At 40.8% G+C, this 15,706-nt stretch carries 12 protein-coding genes and 3 pseudogenes; all 15 read right to left on the bottom strand.

All coding sequences use genetic code 11. The features are described 5' to 3' along the window. Positions 1 to 195: 195 nt before the first annotated feature. On the bottom strand, positions 196 to 1,473 hold the full coding sequence (locus HWQ42_RS22645; RefSeq protein WP_292816312.1) for a cistern family PEP-CTERM protein: 1,278 nt from the start codon (positions 1,471 to 1,473) through the stop codon (positions 196 to 198). A 727-nt stretch (positions 1,474 to 2,200) separates the two neighbouring features. Next, a complete protein-coding gene (hflX, locus tag HWQ42_RS22640) occupies positions 2,201 to 3,946 on the bottom strand; it encodes a GTPase HflX (protein ID WP_292816415.1) in 1,746 nt (581 codons plus the stop codon). Positions 3,947 to 4,165: 219 nt separating this feature from the next. Continuing rightward, complete coding sequence (locus HWQ42_RS22635) at positions 4,166 to 4,417, bottom strand: UPF0175 family protein (protein WP_292816310.1); 252 nt, start codon at positions 4,415 to 4,417, stop codon at positions 4,166 to 4,168. Positions 4,418 to 4,494: 77 nt separating this feature from the next. Further along, a complete protein-coding gene (locus tag HWQ42_RS22630) occupies positions 4,495 to 5,262 on the bottom strand; it encodes a tetratricopeptide repeat protein (RefSeq protein ID WP_292816309.1) in 768 nt (255 codons plus the stop codon). Beyond that, a pseudogene (locus HWQ42_RS22625) lies at positions 5,259 to 5,657 on the bottom strand (ATP-binding protein); the annotation flags it as partial. The gene HWQ42_RS22630 and the pseudogene HWQ42_RS22625, both read right to left, overlap by 4 nt. A 389-nt stretch (positions 5,658 to 6,046) precedes the next feature. Continuing rightward, positions 6,047 to 7,057, bottom strand: a complete 1,011-nt coding sequence (gene cofG, locus HWQ42_RS22620; RefSeq protein WP_292816305.1) for a 7,8-didemethyl-8-hydroxy-5-deazariboflavin synthase subunit CofG — start codon at positions 7,055 to 7,057, stop codon at positions 6,047 to 6,049. Between the two features lie 113 nt (positions 7,058 to 7,170). Continuing rightward, on the bottom strand, positions 7,171 to 7,932 hold the full coding sequence (crtW, locus tag HWQ42_RS22615) for a beta-carotene ketolase CrtW (protein ID WP_292816303.1): 762 nt from the start codon (positions 7,930 to 7,932) through the stop codon (positions 7,171 to 7,173). A 635-nt stretch (positions 7,933 to 8,567) separates the two neighbouring features. Next, a complete protein-coding gene (locus tag HWQ42_RS22610; protein ID WP_292729942.1) occupies positions 8,568 to 9,011 on the bottom strand; it encodes an SRPBCC family protein in 444 nt (147 codons plus the stop codon). A gap of 19 nt (positions 9,012 to 9,030) precedes the next feature. Next, positions 9,031 to 9,219, bottom strand: coding sequence for a CPXCG motif-containing cysteine-rich protein (locus HWQ42_RS22605; protein WP_012411100.1), 189 nt, complete (start codon positions 9,217 to 9,219; stop codon positions 9,031 to 9,033). Between the two features lie 11 nt (positions 9,220 to 9,230). Beyond that, on the bottom strand, positions 9,231 to 10,877 hold the full coding sequence (locus HWQ42_RS22600; protein WP_292816301.1) for a radical SAM protein: 1,647 nt from the start codon (positions 10,875 to 10,877) through the stop codon (positions 9,231 to 9,233). Between the two features lie 21 nt (positions 10,878 to 10,898). Next, the gene (locus tag HWQ42_RS22595; RefSeq protein WP_292816299.1) at positions 10,899 to 11,153 is read right to left on the bottom strand and encodes a SemiSWEET transporter; all 255 of its coding nucleotides are present in this window, start codon (positions 11,151 to 11,153) and stop codon (positions 10,899 to 10,901) included. Positions 11,154 to 11,439: 286 nt separating this feature from the next. After that, positions 11,440 to 12,353 (bottom strand): annotated as a pseudogene (locus HWQ42_RS22590) (hypothetical protein). 81 nt (positions 12,354 to 12,434) lie between these two features. After that, positions 12,435 to 14,015 (bottom strand): hypothetical protein, encoded by a 1,581-nt coding sequence (locus HWQ42_RS22585; protein WP_367119067.1) that lies wholly within the window; start codon positions 14,013 to 14,015, stop codon positions 12,435 to 12,437. Positions 14,016 to 14,307: 292 nt separating this feature from the next. Continuing rightward, the gene (aroC, locus tag HWQ42_RS22580) at positions 14,308 to 15,396 is read right to left on the bottom strand and encodes a chorismate synthase (RefSeq protein ID WP_292816297.1); all 1,089 of its coding nucleotides are present in this window, start codon (positions 15,394 to 15,396) and stop codon (positions 14,308 to 14,310) included. 173 nt (positions 15,397 to 15,569) lie between these two features. Next, positions 15,570 to 15,706, bottom strand: a pseudogene (locus HWQ42_RS22575) (photosystem II q(b) protein); the annotation flags it as partial.

The raw sequence follows: 15,706 nt of genomic DNA, 5'->3' as shown, positions 1-15,706 counted from the left end.
CCTTTTCGTTTAATATTACTTATTAAAATAAGCACCGCTATCTAGCTAATAGGTCGATTTTTCAAGACTTTTGGCAAATGTGCTTGACACCGTGTAACGAAAATCTTTTAGTGACAACCTATTAGTTTTCGTCTTCTCTTGTACTTTGTCTCTGTTGTACCCCAGTGTCAACCACTACAAGGGTTTAATTCAAAATTAAACTAGAGGCTTTTTCTTTAGTAGTCTCAGCGCACCTACAGCAAATAAGCCTAAAGCTCCTGACGTACCAGGCTCAGGTACTTTTCTTGGTGAAGGTTCCTTATCTTTAGATTGATAATAAGCTCCTTGACCTGTTCCACTGCTACCCAGATTAGTTCCTTCGATACTTTGGTAACGTACCCCAAAGTTACCCAGGGCGAATGAGTCAATGGTCTTATTAAAGGCGAGAGAGAAGGAGAAGTTCTTAAGACCATCGTCAGTCTTCACACCACCATTCTGTCCTCCCTGGCAGGTGTTACCATCAGTGAAACATACATCTATATCACCAAATTGGTTTGGGAAAGAACCGTTGAGAACAGCGTTGCTAAAAAGCCCCGACGCATTTGTTTTTCCAGAAGCTAAATCTAATTTGTTGGTAGCTAGAAGGTCGGAATAGACATTAAAACCCAAGCCAGAAGTTCTAGAGTTGATGCCATTACTAGAGGTATTATCTAGAGCAACATCAAAAATTGCTGCGTTACCAGTGAAGGTTTTCAAGGTTAACCATGCCGTAGAGGTAAGTCCAGAAACGTTTTGCGTGGCTACGCTACCATCAAAATTGAACTGGAATTTTTTACCAATATCACTGAGATTGAAATTCATAATCGGCAATGGTCTGCTTGAAGTCGCAGCAGCCTTGTCAGCTTTCTCTTGAGCGACTTTATCAGCAGTAGCCTTGTCAGCTTTCTCTTGAGCGGCTTTATCAGCAGCAGCCTTGTCAGCTTTCTCTTGGGCGGCTTTATCAGCAGCAGCCTTGTCAGCTTTCTCTTGAGCGGCTTTATCAGCAGCAGCCTTGTCAGCTTTCTCTTGGGCGGCTTTATCAGCAGCAGCCTTGTCAGCTTTCTCTTGAGCGGCTTTATCAGCAGCAGCCTTGTCAGCTTTCTCTTGGGCGGCTTTATCAGCAGCAGCCTTGTCAGCTTTCTCTTGAGCGGCTTTATCAGCAGCAGCCTTGTCAGCTTTCTCTTGGGCGGCTTTATCAGCAGCAGCCTTGTCAGCTTTCTCTTGAGCGGCTTTATCAGCAGCAGCCTTGTCAGCTTTCTCTTGGGCGGCTTTATCAGCAGCAGCCTTGTCAGCTTTCTCTTGAGCGGCTTTATCAGCAGCAGCCTTGTCCTGTTGAGCGGTACTTTGAGTGGAAACAGCCTCAGCTCTAGGTATTTGTAAGGCTATTACCAAAATTAAGGATGAGAAACCACAGATTACGCAACCTACTAGTTTCTGTGAATATATTTGAGACACTTCGCTTAAACCCCTTTTTTATTGAGTAATAAATTAAACGACTACATCTCAAGTTGGCTCAAGATATTTGAATCAGAATCTAGACAAACTAAATCTTTGAAACTAGCTTCTCTTCAGTTGTATACATATACATTTTTATACATGTATTCTCAGGTGTCTAAGTTTTATTTACATATTTACTAAAACTTTAATTTAGAGGTATAAAAATATTTTTTCTAGGATGATTGGGATTTTTAAGTATTTTTACAATGGTATTTTACTGTTAGTTAACAATTTATTGAATTATTTATTAAATTTAAATAAAGTAATCGAAAAATTACGGTCATTAACAATATTAATTAAAACTAATATTTAGTATTTATAAGGATTAAATCTTCCATTCGCTTTACCCAAGGCAAACGTACATAATTTATGAAATTCTTGCCAGACAAGGATCTCGATGAAAAATAGCCTAAATCATTAAACACTCAAATCCTTGCTATGAAACGATTATTAAGTATTAGTATTTGTCTATAAGCAGAAATTGATTGCAGGATCAAGTAGAAAATAAAAGTACCCTGTAGCTATTGGTTTTAGCACGTTTTTCATGATCTTGTCATTCAGGAAATTATATAGCAATTATTAGAAGTTCAATATAGTAGAAAACAGTATAAATATATAAAAGTAATGCCGTAGTTATATTAACTACGGCATTACTTTTTATAAATTCAAAATTTATCTTCGGTATTTACTGAGAGTCTACGGCATATTCAATTAGCTGGGCAAGGCGCTGACGTAGGGTTTCTAATCCCAAGCGCTGACTCGCAGAAATAAATACTGCGAGGGGAAATTCTTCCCTAGCTAGAGCTAGTGTCTCACTATCAGCTTGATCAATCTTGTTAAAAATCACTAGCGCCGGGCCAGGAGTTATTGGCATTTGTGCCAAAATTTCTCTGACTGACCGAATATGACGCAACCAAGCAGGATGAGACAAATCTACCAAATGTAGTAGGGCATCGGCTTCTGTGACTTCCTCCAAGGTGGCGCGAAAGGCATCCATTAACGATGCAGGCAGTTCGTGTATAAACCCTACTGTATCTGTAATCAGAATTTCCTGATGTTCATTGGTTTCGCCATAAGGAATCACTAGGCGGCGGGTAGTGGGATCGAGAGTGGCAAATAACTGGTCGGCTGTATATACTTCTGCATTCGTGAGAGCATTTAGCAAAGTGGACTTGCCAGCGTTGGTATATCCAACTAAAGCGACTGAAGGAACTTCTCGATGCTGCCGTCGCTGCCGTAACCGCGAACGATGGGCTTGCAACTGAGTTACTTCTTTTTGCAGTCGGGAAATGCGCTGCCCAATGGCACGGCGTTCAGTTTCCAGTTTGGTTTCACCAGGGCCACGAGTCCCAATACCACCACCCAATCGCGACATGGTGCGACCTCTACCAGCCAGTCGCGGTTGCATGTATTCTAACTGTGCTAGTTCTACTTGCAATTTACCGGCACGAGACTGGGCACGTTGGGCAAAGATATCCAAAATCACTTCGGTACGGTCAACTACCCGGATACCAATTTGCATTTCTAAGTTGCGGACTTGGGAGGGTGAGAGGTCGCGGTCGAAGACAACGAGGTTGACTCCTAGTGTTTGGGCAGTTAGGGCAATTTCTTGCACCTTACCTTCGCCGACTACAGTTTGGGGATGAACGCGCGATCGCTTTTGTTGTATTGTCTGTAATACATCTCCCCCAGCAGTATCAACTAAACGTGCCAATTCTACTAGGGTGTCTTGGAATTGTAGGGGAGTCATCTCACTGGTCATCAGCCCCACAATCAGCACGCGATCGTGGTCAGCATCTACTTCCTGGGCGATAAATTCGCGCTGGAATTCCGCTTCCAGATTTTCTACCAAGTCTACTAAATCTTGATCTGCCAGATCGTCCAAGTCCAGAGGTGGCGATATATTCCAACTTGGGGTTTGGATTTGGCTTTCCCCTATCTTGGGAGCAGCAGGACTAGTAATCAGGGTGCGAGACTCTTGGGGTGTCAGATGAGCTAGATAAGCTTCTTTGACATACCCAGTCGCACCGCCTCCCCGCCGTGTAAATCCGGTTCCGGTAATATTTAGGACAACTAGGGCATCTAAGCGTTGTAGTGCCATAGCCGTGAGCGCCGCTTCGTTGGGCGGTTCTGGCTTGAGATGGGTGGCAATACAACGAATACCACTGAGTCGTTCTGCACCGTAACGGGGCAATTCCATCGGTGGTATTTGCGTTTGGCGCGGTGTGCCTACCCCGACGCGAATCACTTGTCCGCGACGGTTTACGTAAGCGCACACAGGCTGATTGACTTCTGTGCTAATTGCTGCCATACGCTGGGAAAACTCAGGCGTGGTGATGCGATCGCCCGGTATACGCTGGTGATACAGCCGCTGTAGTTGCTTCAGCTGGCTGGACTTCAGACCTTGGAGATTTCCAAAAATAGTTTCTATAGGCGTTTATGACCAGTTAAATGGCCCCCCGAATCCTTATATGTCTATTTTACAACAGGGTTTAGGCTCCTATCTCTCTCCTTTGAGGGATGCGTTAGGAATTAGTTCACGGTGGGTATTTATTTGAGGCTATGGCGATTCTTAGTTGAGTCCAATAGAGACCTAACCCCCAACCCCTTCCCTACAAGGGAAGGGGAGTAAGATTCAAATATATTAGTTTTAAGCATTCGCTAAATCAGATATAAGTTCCTCTTTTGTTAAATCAATCATTGCTACACCATAGCGGTGTAAATTAAGTAAAAAAGTTACCCTATCTATACCTGCTAACTGTGCAGCTAAACCAGAAGAAATACGTTTCATTTCAAATAGTTTAACTGCCATAGCCATTTTTGCTTCTTGTTCAAACTGTTCTCGCGTTTGCTGTAAGGCATCTGGTAAAGTTTCTGGATAGTCAATTTTAAGTTGTGACATGGTTTTTATCAGGATGTTAGCTTTTAATTTCAGTTAGTATTTTCAGTGGAAGTATGAAGGCGATCGCTACTCTTAAATCAACGCCTAAAACTGATTATTCGCAAAAATCCTGTCACAGCCTGAGTTAATTTTTGCCATTTCAATTTTATGATGGCAATTCTCCTGTTGTTCCAAGCTTGGTGGTAATCTGGTTTAAATTTCAGTGCTTGGTCGTAGGATGCGATCGCTTCTTCAAAGCGCCCTAATTTGCCTAGCACATAGCCCCGATTGTACCAAGCTTGGTCATCTGGTTTAATTTTCAGTGCTTGGTCGTAGGATGCGATCGCTTCTTCAAAGCGCCCTAATTTGCCTAGCGCATAGCTCCGATTGTTCCAAGCTTGGTGTAAATCTGGTTGAAATTTCAGTGTTTGGTCGTAGGATGCAATCGCTTCTTCAAAGCGTCCTAATTGGCCTAGCGTATAGCCCCGATTGTTCCAAGCTTGGTGGTAATCTGGTTGAAATTTCAGTGCTTGGTCATAGGATGCGATCGCTTCTTCAAAGCGTCCTAATTGGCCTAGCGCATAGCCCCGATTGTACCAAGCTTGGTGATAATCTGGTTTAATTTTCAGTGCTTGGTCGTAGGATGCGATCGCTTCTTCAAAGCGTCCTAAATCATCTAGCGCATAGCCCCGATTGTAGCAAGCTTGGTGATAATCTGGTTTAATTTTCAGTGCTTGGTCGTAGGATGCGATCGCTTCTTCAAAGCGTCCTAAATCATCTAGCGCATAGCCCTTAGCGTACCAAGCTTGGTGGTCATCTGGTTCTGGGGGTAAATCATTATCCCCATCACTTAAATTTGGGTTCATGAAAGTTTCGCTACAGCTTCCTTAAATTCTGGAATTCCTTGAATCAATGGATGAATATCATACCAACGCTGCATCTCTCCATCTTCATCTAAATAGCGGTATTGTAAAAGACAGCGATTATACATCAAACTCCGATACAAGTCATCATTAATAATGCGTTTAGAACAAGACACTTCCGCTAAGAGACACCATTGATGATTTTCTCCAGCGCGGCGATAAATATCTCTGGCTTGAGTAATTGCTCGTCGCACCGCCTTTTCTGAAACAGGTAATTCTTCAGTGCGTCCAATGGCATCTTGAGCTAACAATAGCAAATTCCTCACATGACCTCCACTCATCAAACAAAGTCTGTCTAAGGTTTGGGGACTGTCGAAAATTTCCTTCTCTAGTGATAGTTCATGATGCTCATAATAATCGAGATTATAGAAAATTAAGGTGGATTCATCCAGTTCAAAGACTCGTTAACGGAGTTCAGAGGTGGATTCATCCAGTTCAAAGACTCGTTAACTAATAGAGCATCGATTCAGTTATCAAAAACCTAACCCCTTCTCTACTAGGAAAGGGTAGCGTGGTTTCATACGAAAAAAGAAAAATACATAAGTCTTGATTTATCGTTTTGTGACATAGCTTTTTCCCCCTCTCCAAACCTCTCCCCGAAACGGAGAGAGGCTTTGAAACCCAGTTTTAGTTTTTCTGTGGTTGTATGAAACCACCGTGAAACTCCCCTCTCCGCTTCGGAGAGGGGTTGGGGGAGAGGTTCTTTCAGGATTACTGAATTGGTGTTCTAGATGGGAAAATCTCTACTTCCCTGTTCTGACAAAAGAGAAACTGGTGTTAGAGTTTTTCGCAAGTGCTTCACTGCTGTTTGTAATTCCCCCGACAACCAGCTATCAAATTGCGGATAAACTGGCGATCGCGGCATCAATTCCCACCCCGCAGGCTGTAAAATTTCTCTTAATGCCTGTTCCTGAACATGAGGATAATCAGGATTCACTTCATCTTTTGGCCCAATTCCACCTAAATCTCTCGCACCAGCTTCGATACAAGCGAGTAACCATAGGTCATCTTTAACTAAATTGGGCGGAATTTGAATAGTAATATCTGGCGGTAAAATCTGACGTGCTTTAGCAATTACTTCTGGTAAATGATGAGGATCAAAAGGTGGTGCATCAAAGGTTTGCTGATATCCTGGACTATGAGGTTGCAAGATAACTTCTTGAATATGGCGATAACGTTGATGCAGTTCAGATATAGCTGTCAATGTTTCCCACCAATCATCTACAGTTTCCCCAATTCCCAACAGTAACCCAGTTGTAAAGGGAATCTGCAATTCTCCCGCCCATTGCAATTGTTGTAAACGGACTTCTGGTAATTTACTCGGTGCGTGCCGATGTACACTATTTAACAATGTTGGCGTTAACTGTTCCAACATCAGCCCCATCGAAACATTTACACGCTTAAGCTTTTGCATTTCCTCAAAACTCAATGGACCTGCATTTGTGTGAGGTAAAAACCCCATTGAAAGCGCTAATTCACACAAATCATAAATCCGCTCAAACCACGCCTGACGCTTTGGCGAATGGGGATGTACTTCACCGCTAAGTATGAGGATTTCACAGACTTTTTCATTTTGAAGTGGTTTTAAAATACTGTCTGCATCTGAAAGACTCATCCAGGGACTTTTACCCGGTTCGCTGCGAAAGTTGCAGTAACTACACCGATTAAAGCATTCGTAAGTGGGAACGATTGTATAAGCAGGACTATAGGTGACAAGACGAGAATTATTAATTGACATAAGCAGAATAAATTTGCTCTTAGTAAGCAGCCCCAGACTTATTTTAAGGGCTGGAGACGCTGACTAGAAACCTTTAATTATTCACGCCTACTTATTTATTAGAAAAACCAGAACTATTTTGCTTTGTAAATTTCTGGTAACTGCCACCAAGGAATATGAGGATACTCGTGGTGTTCTTCGTGGTAGCCGAAATGATAGCACGTAATAAATGACCACCAAATTGGACGGTTAATCGTTTGGGCACAATGAGGCTGAATATACCCTGTGATTGGTTCACTATGTGGAAGAAAAGTACCAAAATAAAATAATTGGAATGAACTTAAAAGTGAAGGAAGTACCCAAAAATAATTTAGATTGTCACTTGGTATATGAAGTATATATTTTGCAAAGTTATAAATAATGCTTAGAGCAATTATTTGTCCCCAACTCCAGTAACCTTTCATAAAATGTAAATACCAAGCAAAGAAGTTTTTGTAGTTACCATTATGAAAATCTGGATCTATTTGAGTTGCTGGGTTGTGGTGGTGTAACCAATGCTTTTTCAATAATTTTTTATATGGTAAAAGTCCATAAAAAGATAAAGTTAATGTCCCAATAAGATGATTAATTTTGCTGTTCTGAGGAAACACTACCCCATGCATAGCATCATGAGATGTAATAAATAATCCTGTATATAGAAATGTTTGCCAAGCTATGCTAGGTAATAGCATCCAAAGTTTTAACTTGGAAATGTCAAGGGGAAGTAATAAACTCAAGCTAATAACCCATGCACTCACAATGACAATAGCAATGAAAAGTCCTTTAAACTGAGATTTACTTTTCACTGCTGAAGTCAGTTTTGTCTGATGACTGGGTGGTTGTTCTAATTGAATCACGCTTTTACTCCGCCTAGTATTCAGGTGAAAATTCCTAAAATATAGTCACCATAAAAAGCACTAACCACCAGCCAGAAAACTCCATTAGTAGTCAGTGTTTTGCCTTAGATAGTGCCAACACTTTAAGATATTTAGAAATATTAAGATACTTTAACTATTATTACACATACAACCGCGATACCAACAACTGTTTTTGGTATCGCGGTTGAATTATATAAGTCATAGTACTGATAGGTTTAGTAATTATAACAACTAGTGTTTTTAAGATGGGGCTTTATAAACAGCCGAAGTCTGGGGAAAAGTCGGCAACACAATTAGCGGCAAGAGTAGGGAATGAAGTGGAGTAATTCGTGCATGACGCTGTAGCCGTTGAGATCCCAAACTAATGTAGGCTAGAAAGCGATCGCAGCAAAGTTCAGCCTAAAGATTAAACTTCAACTCTAAGGATGAGATTTTTAAGCTTTTCAGGAGACACTTTGAAGTTAGCAAAAAAGTATTTATAATGTCAAAAAAATCTAATGTAAATTAGAAAATTTACTGATTTTTATTATCCAAACTGACAAAGATAAAATAATAAGTATGGCTCCTACTAAGCTCAAAATCTGGAGCCACTTACTACAAGAGAATGCTCATAATTACTCGCATTCTCGTTTAGTCACATAGTGGCGGTAGCGAAACATTGCTTCTAATTGTGCTTGTACTAGCCAACCACTGACAAATTCAACAGTTCCTCCACCAGGCATAGAGAAGGAAATAGTGTCAGTTAATCTGGTTTTGCCATTTTCTGCTTCAAATTCATGTCGATGTACCCACGATTCAAAGGGGCCAGATATCTGTTCGTCAGTAAACAGGCGATATTTTTCACATTCAGTATGACGCGCTAACCAAGTTAAGGGTAATGGGCCGAGAAACAAGCGAAATTCGGTGATAGCGCCCACGTTTAGCCCTCCTTCACGACGAACCACTTGTACTGGCTGCCAAGGTGGATTTAACAGTTGCAAAATATCTGGCCTTTCGTGAAATTTCCAAACTACTTCTGGTGAGGCATTAATGATTGAGGAATGTTTAAAGTGCAGCATGGAAAGAAAAACCTAAAATTCAACTTTCGGATTCGGTATCAATCTCGATATCTAGGGTATCTTCATCAACCCGCACATACAAAATATTTGGGTTACAACAAACTTGACAATCTTCAACGTAAGATTGCTGTCCTCCAGCACTCAAATCAATAAAAGTTAAGTTCGGTTCGCCGCAATAGGCGCAGTAATACTCAGCTGTGTTTTGCATCAAGTTTTCAGCTATGAAGTCAATGGCTGTAATTCTTTTGGGGATGGATTGATATAACTTTTAGCATCAGCCAAATGCTTTAGTAGTGTAGACTGTGGCAGAGGCCCTTGCAAGTGGCTCCAGGGTAATACTTGTTCTGTTGACCATTCGGCGTGGACGTAGAAATCTAAATCAGGGATTTGTCCTTTGAGTTGTTTGAAAGCACGTTTGTAGCTACCCAAGGAATCGCCAAAGTCACGAGTAAGTTCAAGAAGTTGGGAGAGTCTGCGATCGCCTCTCGATAACAAAGCCTGTATAATTGACCAATTATAGCTTTCTGGGCGAAACTCTATTCCCTGCGGTTTTAGGTGTTTTTGCAAAAACTGCAACCGCTTTTCTGCTTGCCGATTCACGCCAAACCATTGAAACGGTGTGTGTGCTTTGGGTACAAAGGTGCTGCATCCGTATGTTAAGCGCAATCCCGGTGCAGCTTTTTTGATATTACGCATCATCACTACGGTTTGCTCTAAATCTTTTGCTTCCTCACCAGGAATTCCTGCCATTCCGTAGAGTTTCAAGCCTTTTAATCCACCAGTTTTGGCATTTATCGCTGCTTGAATAATTTCATCGTTATGCAGCTTTTTGTTGACGATTTGGCGGATTTTCTCAGAACCACTCTCTACCGCAATGGTAAGCGATCGCGTGTCTCGTTTCGTCAAAGTTTCTGCTAACTGCACTGTTACAGTATTAGTTCGGACTGAGGCAATACTGAGACGGACATCATCATATTTTGGCTGACTAATATAATCTAGCAACGCCTCAAATTCTGGATGTTGAGTAACTGAAGCCCCTAATAATCCTAGCCGGTTTGTGACTTCTAAACCTTTTGCGATCGCTGGAATTAATGAATCTTCCAGACTGGCTGTTCTAAAAGGTAGTGTGAGATAACTCGCCAAACAAAAGCGGCACATTTCTGGACAACTTCTCACCACTTCCACCATGTAAATATTTTCCCATGCGGCTTTTTCGGTGACTACAGTAGAAGCCGATAGTGTATTTCCTCTGTAAGTTTGCTTTTGCACCACTGCGGGAATTTCGGGAGAAATTGGTTTAATAGACTTTACTTCACCATCTCTTGTGTGATATTCCACCTCATACAAACTGGGTACATAAATTCCTGGTATTTGTGCAAGTCTTTTTAGTTGAGTTTGTCTTGAGGCATTTCTCACTTCTTTATAAGCCTCAATAAAATTCCCTAACAAGATTTCGCCATCCCCCAGTAAAACGACATCAAAAAAATCTGCAAAAGGTTCGGGGTTAGCAGTAAGAACGGGGCCACCACCAAAAATTATCGGATGAGAATCATCACGAGAGGTTCCCCGAATAGGAATTTCTAAAGATTCCAGCAAATTTAGAATATTCACATAATCCAGTTCCCACGAAATAGAAAATCCCACAATTTCCGGCGTTCTGGGGAGTTGTTCGTGAGTATCTGTAAACAGGCGACTCACCTGCACATCATCACGCATTGCCAAAGTTGCCCACACTACTTGATAGCCAAGGCTAGTGATACCTACGCTGTACTCGTTGGGAAAGGCGAAGATTATGGGGATAGCGTTGGTGTCTGGGGTGGTGGGTGTAAAGAGAAGGCGTTCAGAGTCAAATACAGATGATGTCACAGATGTTTGTTAGAGGCAAGTTTATCTATATTTAATTTTAAGCCATAGAATAATTAAGTTAAAAACCAATGTTACGGCGTTAGCAAGAATAATTGGCAAGGATTGTAAATAAATTCCATAGATTAGCCACAAAAAAACACCACTGATGAATGTAATCAGCGTAACCAAAGAAACATCTTTTGCTGATTTTGTTTGCCAAGTTTTAAACATCTGTGGCAGAAAAGAGATTGTGGTTATTGTGGCGGCAGCTAATCCTATAACTGTCAGAAAATCCATGTTTAATTATTTATATTAAGTTGCAATATTATACATCAGCGATCGCCATTGTCTGCTTAATGCAACGCTATACAAGACATTTTACACTGTTGAGCGATCGCTACAACAGCTTAACAAACAAGATTACCGACTTATTCAATAAGTCGGTAATCTAAAAATGTATCACGGTCTTAGCAAGAATAATCGGTGAAAATTGTAATTTATGTATATTAACCACCCAAAAAGACCGATTATAAATGCAATTAGTATGACAAAATAAAACTCATTAAAGGATATGTGATAAACACTAGCAAAACCGATGAATTAATTCTTCACGAGACAACTGCAACAGTAAAGGCGTAAACTCTTCTGGGGGTAACGATAATAAAGGTTCAATAATTGCGTGAAGCTCATTATCTATTTCACCAAAACGAACTTTGAGCAAGTTTTCCACTACTAAGCGTTCTCCCTGCTGAATTCCTGTTTGGATTCCTGTTTGGAGTCCCCGTTGTTCTCCTTCTTGTATCGCCTGTTCTCGGTCTTGTTGGTAAAGTGGTGCTGCATAAGTAATTCCCTATCTTCCTCGTCTTGATTTTGAGTGACTTGTAAGTTTTGTTGCAAGTTGTACAGCAATTCTAACGCTGCTTTTCGGAAAGGATTATCAGGAGTAAGTGCTTCTAGTTCGTCAATTGCTTGCTTTTGAACGTTTCCCCTACCAATGATTCTCAGCCATAAGGTTTCTGAGATAGATGGCAACTGATGAATTGTTACTATCGCGGTACGCAAATATTCTGCCATGAAGTATATTCCAGGCAGGTAGTCATCTTTTGGGTTAGCACCAAATCCTGATAAGAGTTGCGCTGATGCTGTGGGGGTAAGAATCCATAATTTTGGTAAATCAGATTCTAGAATACGAGTTTTATTCCGATTTGCTTGTCGTTGTAAATCGCCACGCACCTCTAATAATTTTAAGAGACAATCGCCAATTTCTGTAGCTGAGGCTGCGTTACGAAAGGGTTCAAGTAGAGAAGGGGTAGTGACAATTTGACCTAATAATCCGAGTGTTTCTGGTATGTCTCTTGGTTGTGGTTTGGGAATGAAATAAACATCAATCTGTCTAACTTCTCCTGCGACTCGTCTAGGTGCTTGGACTTCGCCGTAAGGAGTGAGTAATTGTTCGAGGTAATCTTTGGCAAATTGGTCGTGAATAAATCTGGTCATGTTGGTAGTTTGGTGATGCAAACCAGTTTATTTACCATTGTCTGACGATTTTTTGAGATAAGACTTAGCTCAAGCATATCGTTATGAATCTTTTTTCAGTAAATATTCTGCTGCTTCATGTCGTTTATTCTCATCTTTTGTACTCCTGACTACTCGTTTTCTCTCATCATCTATATCTTCAGGTTTAGCACCGCGTTTTATTGCTTGTTCATACCAATAATCTCCTTTTGGATAGTCACTTTTGTCATAATATATAGCACCCATTAAGGTATAAGGTTGATGACTATCAGGGTGATACTCCATAGCTTTTTTCGCGCAAATCTCTGCATCAGCTAAGTTATCCATATCTCTGAATGCTGCGCCTCTAGTAACTGAAATTGCTGACTTTAGCTTGCTTTCTCTGATTTGGCTCAAGTCTAAGTTAGTAAGTTTTAATGCCTGTTCAGGTTCATCTGCTTTGCGCCAATAACTACTAGCGGTGGGAATATCCCATTTATTTCCAGTGCGGTGAAATTCCTGCTCATAAAACTCTCCTTCTAGCTTGTAATATGCAAGAGCAATTTTCCCGCCAAGAGATAATAGTTCCTCTTCCATAAGCTGCAAAACCAACTTAGGATCTAGCCGTTCTTTTTTCTCTAATTTGACCATGATCGCGTAAAATGGCTCTAGCACAAGTGAAAGATATATCAATCCATATTTTCTCTTCAAGATAGCAAAGTGCTTTTGTTGAGCGAGAACAATTATATCTTCACGTCTATTATTTTTCAGCCAATCAATTTCTGATTCATTAAGTAGTTCTCCTAAATCGATCTTAGATTTTAGGGTTGAGGCGTATTTTTCATTTGCAATTTCTATAATCTCAGTCAGCTTGCGTTTTTTGAGAAAGTTAATATCCTGTTCACCTAACTGATTGGACAACTCAAGCCTTTTGAGAATTTTATACAGGTGACTCTTAGGCGATGAATCCTGATACTCAGTTGCTTTATACTTAATTCTCAAAGCGGAAAATTCTCGTGTTTGTTCCAACTCTTGAGCAATGGCAATTGTTTCGCTCAGTTCTTGCTGTTCCAACCAGTTAATTTCGGAATCACTCAAATTATTTTTAGCATCAATATTTTGCAGTATTAGATATAGTGGACTCGACAATGAGAAATCTAGGTGTTTATTTGCTTGGTACTTATCCCGTAATTGAGCAAATTGAGCTTCTTTTTCTAACTCCTGCTGCATAAAAATTTCTGCCGTTTCCAAGAGTTGGTTATTGAGCAGCCAATTATATTCAGAATTACTTAAACACTCTGTCAAATCTAACTTTTTCAGTATTTGATATAGTTTACTTTCAGGATATGAGTCTTGATATTGAGTAGCTTTATATTTAGATTTAAGTTGAGTAAATCGGTTTACCTCTTGAGCAATTTTATTCGTCTCATCTAAACCGTTTGCTCTAAGCCATTTAACATCTGCATCAGTAACTAAATTTCCTGATTCAAGTTTCAAAAGTATGAAATACAGATGACTAGATTGCCAAGAAACGTCATGCTTTGTAGCTTTGTACTTAGATTGTAATTTGGAGAATTCAAATTCTAGATTTCCAAATTCTTGGAACCTATGTTGCTGCTCTTGCTTGATAGCTTTTAAAGTCTCAACAAGCTTATACTCTTTCAACCAATTAAATTCTAAGTGACTGAGTTCAATTCCTAAGTCAACTTTTCGTAATATGAAATACAACAGACTAGCAGGTGATGAATCTTGATATTGAGTTGCTTGGTATTTGGACTTTAAAGCAGCAAAGTGTTCTAAGCGATTTTGAGACTCTTTACCCATATTGCTTAATAGATGCGATCGCACGTAGTTAAATGTGTTATCCGCTACTATAGCAATACAGATAAAAAAAAAAGGGCGAGTCAGACACCCACCCTCGAAGCATAAATATTTTCTGAAAGTCAAAGTATAATCCCTACAACAGCTTACACTGTCCATGATGCCGTAACAAATGGTCACACAACACCAGCGCTACCATCGCCTCCACCATTGGAACTGCACGCGGTAACACACAAGGATCGTGTCGTCCTTTCGCAGCCAATAATGTTTCTTCACCCTCACGAGTTACTGTTTTTTGCTCTTTTCTAATTGTCGCCGTCGGCTTAAATGCAACTCGTAAAATGATATTTTCTCCGTTGGAAATTCCCCCCTGAATACCACCAGAACGGTTAGTTACAGTGCGAATTTCACCATTTTCATCAATATAATATTCGTCGTTATGCTCAATTCCCGTTAACACCGTCCCCCCAAAACCGGAACCAATTTCAAAGCCTTTGCTAGCAGGGAGAGACATCACACCCTTAGCTATATCAGCTTCCAATTTATCAAATACTGGTTCGCCCAAACCTTTTGGTACGTTACGCGCTACACATTCTACGACACCGCCGATAGAATCACCTTGTCTACCAACTTGTTCAATTAATTCAATCATGCGATCGCTACATTCAGCATCGGGACAACGAACGATGTTGCTCTCCACTTGTTCTAAGGTGACAGTATTTGGATCGACTACACCTTCCAAGTCCTTGATGCGCTTGACGTAAGCGATAACTTCAACATTGGCAACTTGACGGAGAATTTTTTTAGCGATCGCACCTGCTGCTACTCTGCCAATTGTCTCACGCGCTGACGACCTACCCCCGCCTTGCCAATTGCGAATGCCATATTTCGCATCATAAGTTGCATCCGCATGAGAAGGGCGATACTTCTCAGCCATCTCGTCGTAGTCTTGCGAACGAGCATCTTTGTTGCGTACCAAAATTCCTATAGGCGTTCCTAGTGTTTTGCCTTCAAATACCCCTGATAAAATCTCGCAGGTATCCGCTTCTTTGCGAGGTGTTGTAATTTTACTTTGTCCCGGACGCCTTCTATCTAATTCCACTTGAATTTCTTCTACCGAAATTTCTAGTTGTGGAGGACAACCATCAATCACAACCCCCACACCACCGCCGTGAGATTCACCAAAAGTAGTTATACGAAATAGATGACCAAAAGTGTTGCCCATGATCTTAAAGAAAAAGGATGAGGCTTATGTATTTTAACTAGAGTTTGTGCAAAAGTTAATTTATATGCTTTGGCACTCGGAATGTTTGACGTATACCCTATCTTTTACCTATACAAATAAGAAAGCGCCCTCCGTTACCAGAGGGCGCTCTCTTATTTAGCTAAACTTCAGAATTAACCGTTGATAGGAGGAGCGGAAAGAGCTACAGGAGCAGAATCGCCAGCAGCCAAATCGAGAGGGAAGTTGTGAGCATTACGCTCGTGCATTACTTCCATACCCAGGTTAGCGCGGTTGATTACATCCGCCCAAG

It is taken from the genome of Nostoc sp. JL23 (assembly GCF_017115065.1).
Classification (GTDB): Bacteria; Cyanobacteriota; Cyanobacteriia; order Cyanobacteriales; family Nostocaceae; genus Nostoc; species Nostoc punctiforme_A.
The sequence above is the reverse complement of the archived record's forward strand: the minus strand, read 5'-3'. Positions and strand labels throughout refer to the sequence as shown.

Excerpts from the sequence above, each read along its gene's own strand:
- HWQ42_RS22635 (WP_292816310.1), bottom strand. The coding sequence starts at position 4,417 with ATGTCACAACTTAAAATTGACTATCCAGAAACTTTACCAGATGCCTTA.
- HWQ42_RS22605 (WP_012411100.1), bottom strand. The coding sequence starts at position 9,219 with ATGCAAAACACAGCTGAGTATTACTGCGCCTATTGCGGCGAACCGAAC.
- cofG (WP_292816305.1), bottom strand. The coding sequence starts at position 7,057 with ATGTCAATTAATAATTCTCGTCTTGTCACCTATAGTCCTGCTTATACA.
- HWQ42_RS22630 (WP_292816309.1), bottom strand. The coding sequence starts at position 5,262 with ATGAACCCAAATTTAAGTGATGGGGATAATGATTTACCCCCAGAACCA.
- HWQ42_RS22595 (WP_292816299.1), bottom strand. The coding sequence starts at position 11,153 with ATGGATTTTCTGACAGTTATAGGATTAGCTGCCGCCACAATAACCACA.
- HWQ42_RS22610 (WP_292729942.1), bottom strand. The coding sequence starts at position 9,011 with ATGCTGCACTTTAAACATTCCTCAATCATTAATGCCTCACCAGAAGTA.
- aroC (WP_292816297.1), bottom strand. The coding sequence starts at position 15,396 with ATGGGCAACACTTTTGGTCATCTATTTCGTATAACTACTTTTGGTGAA.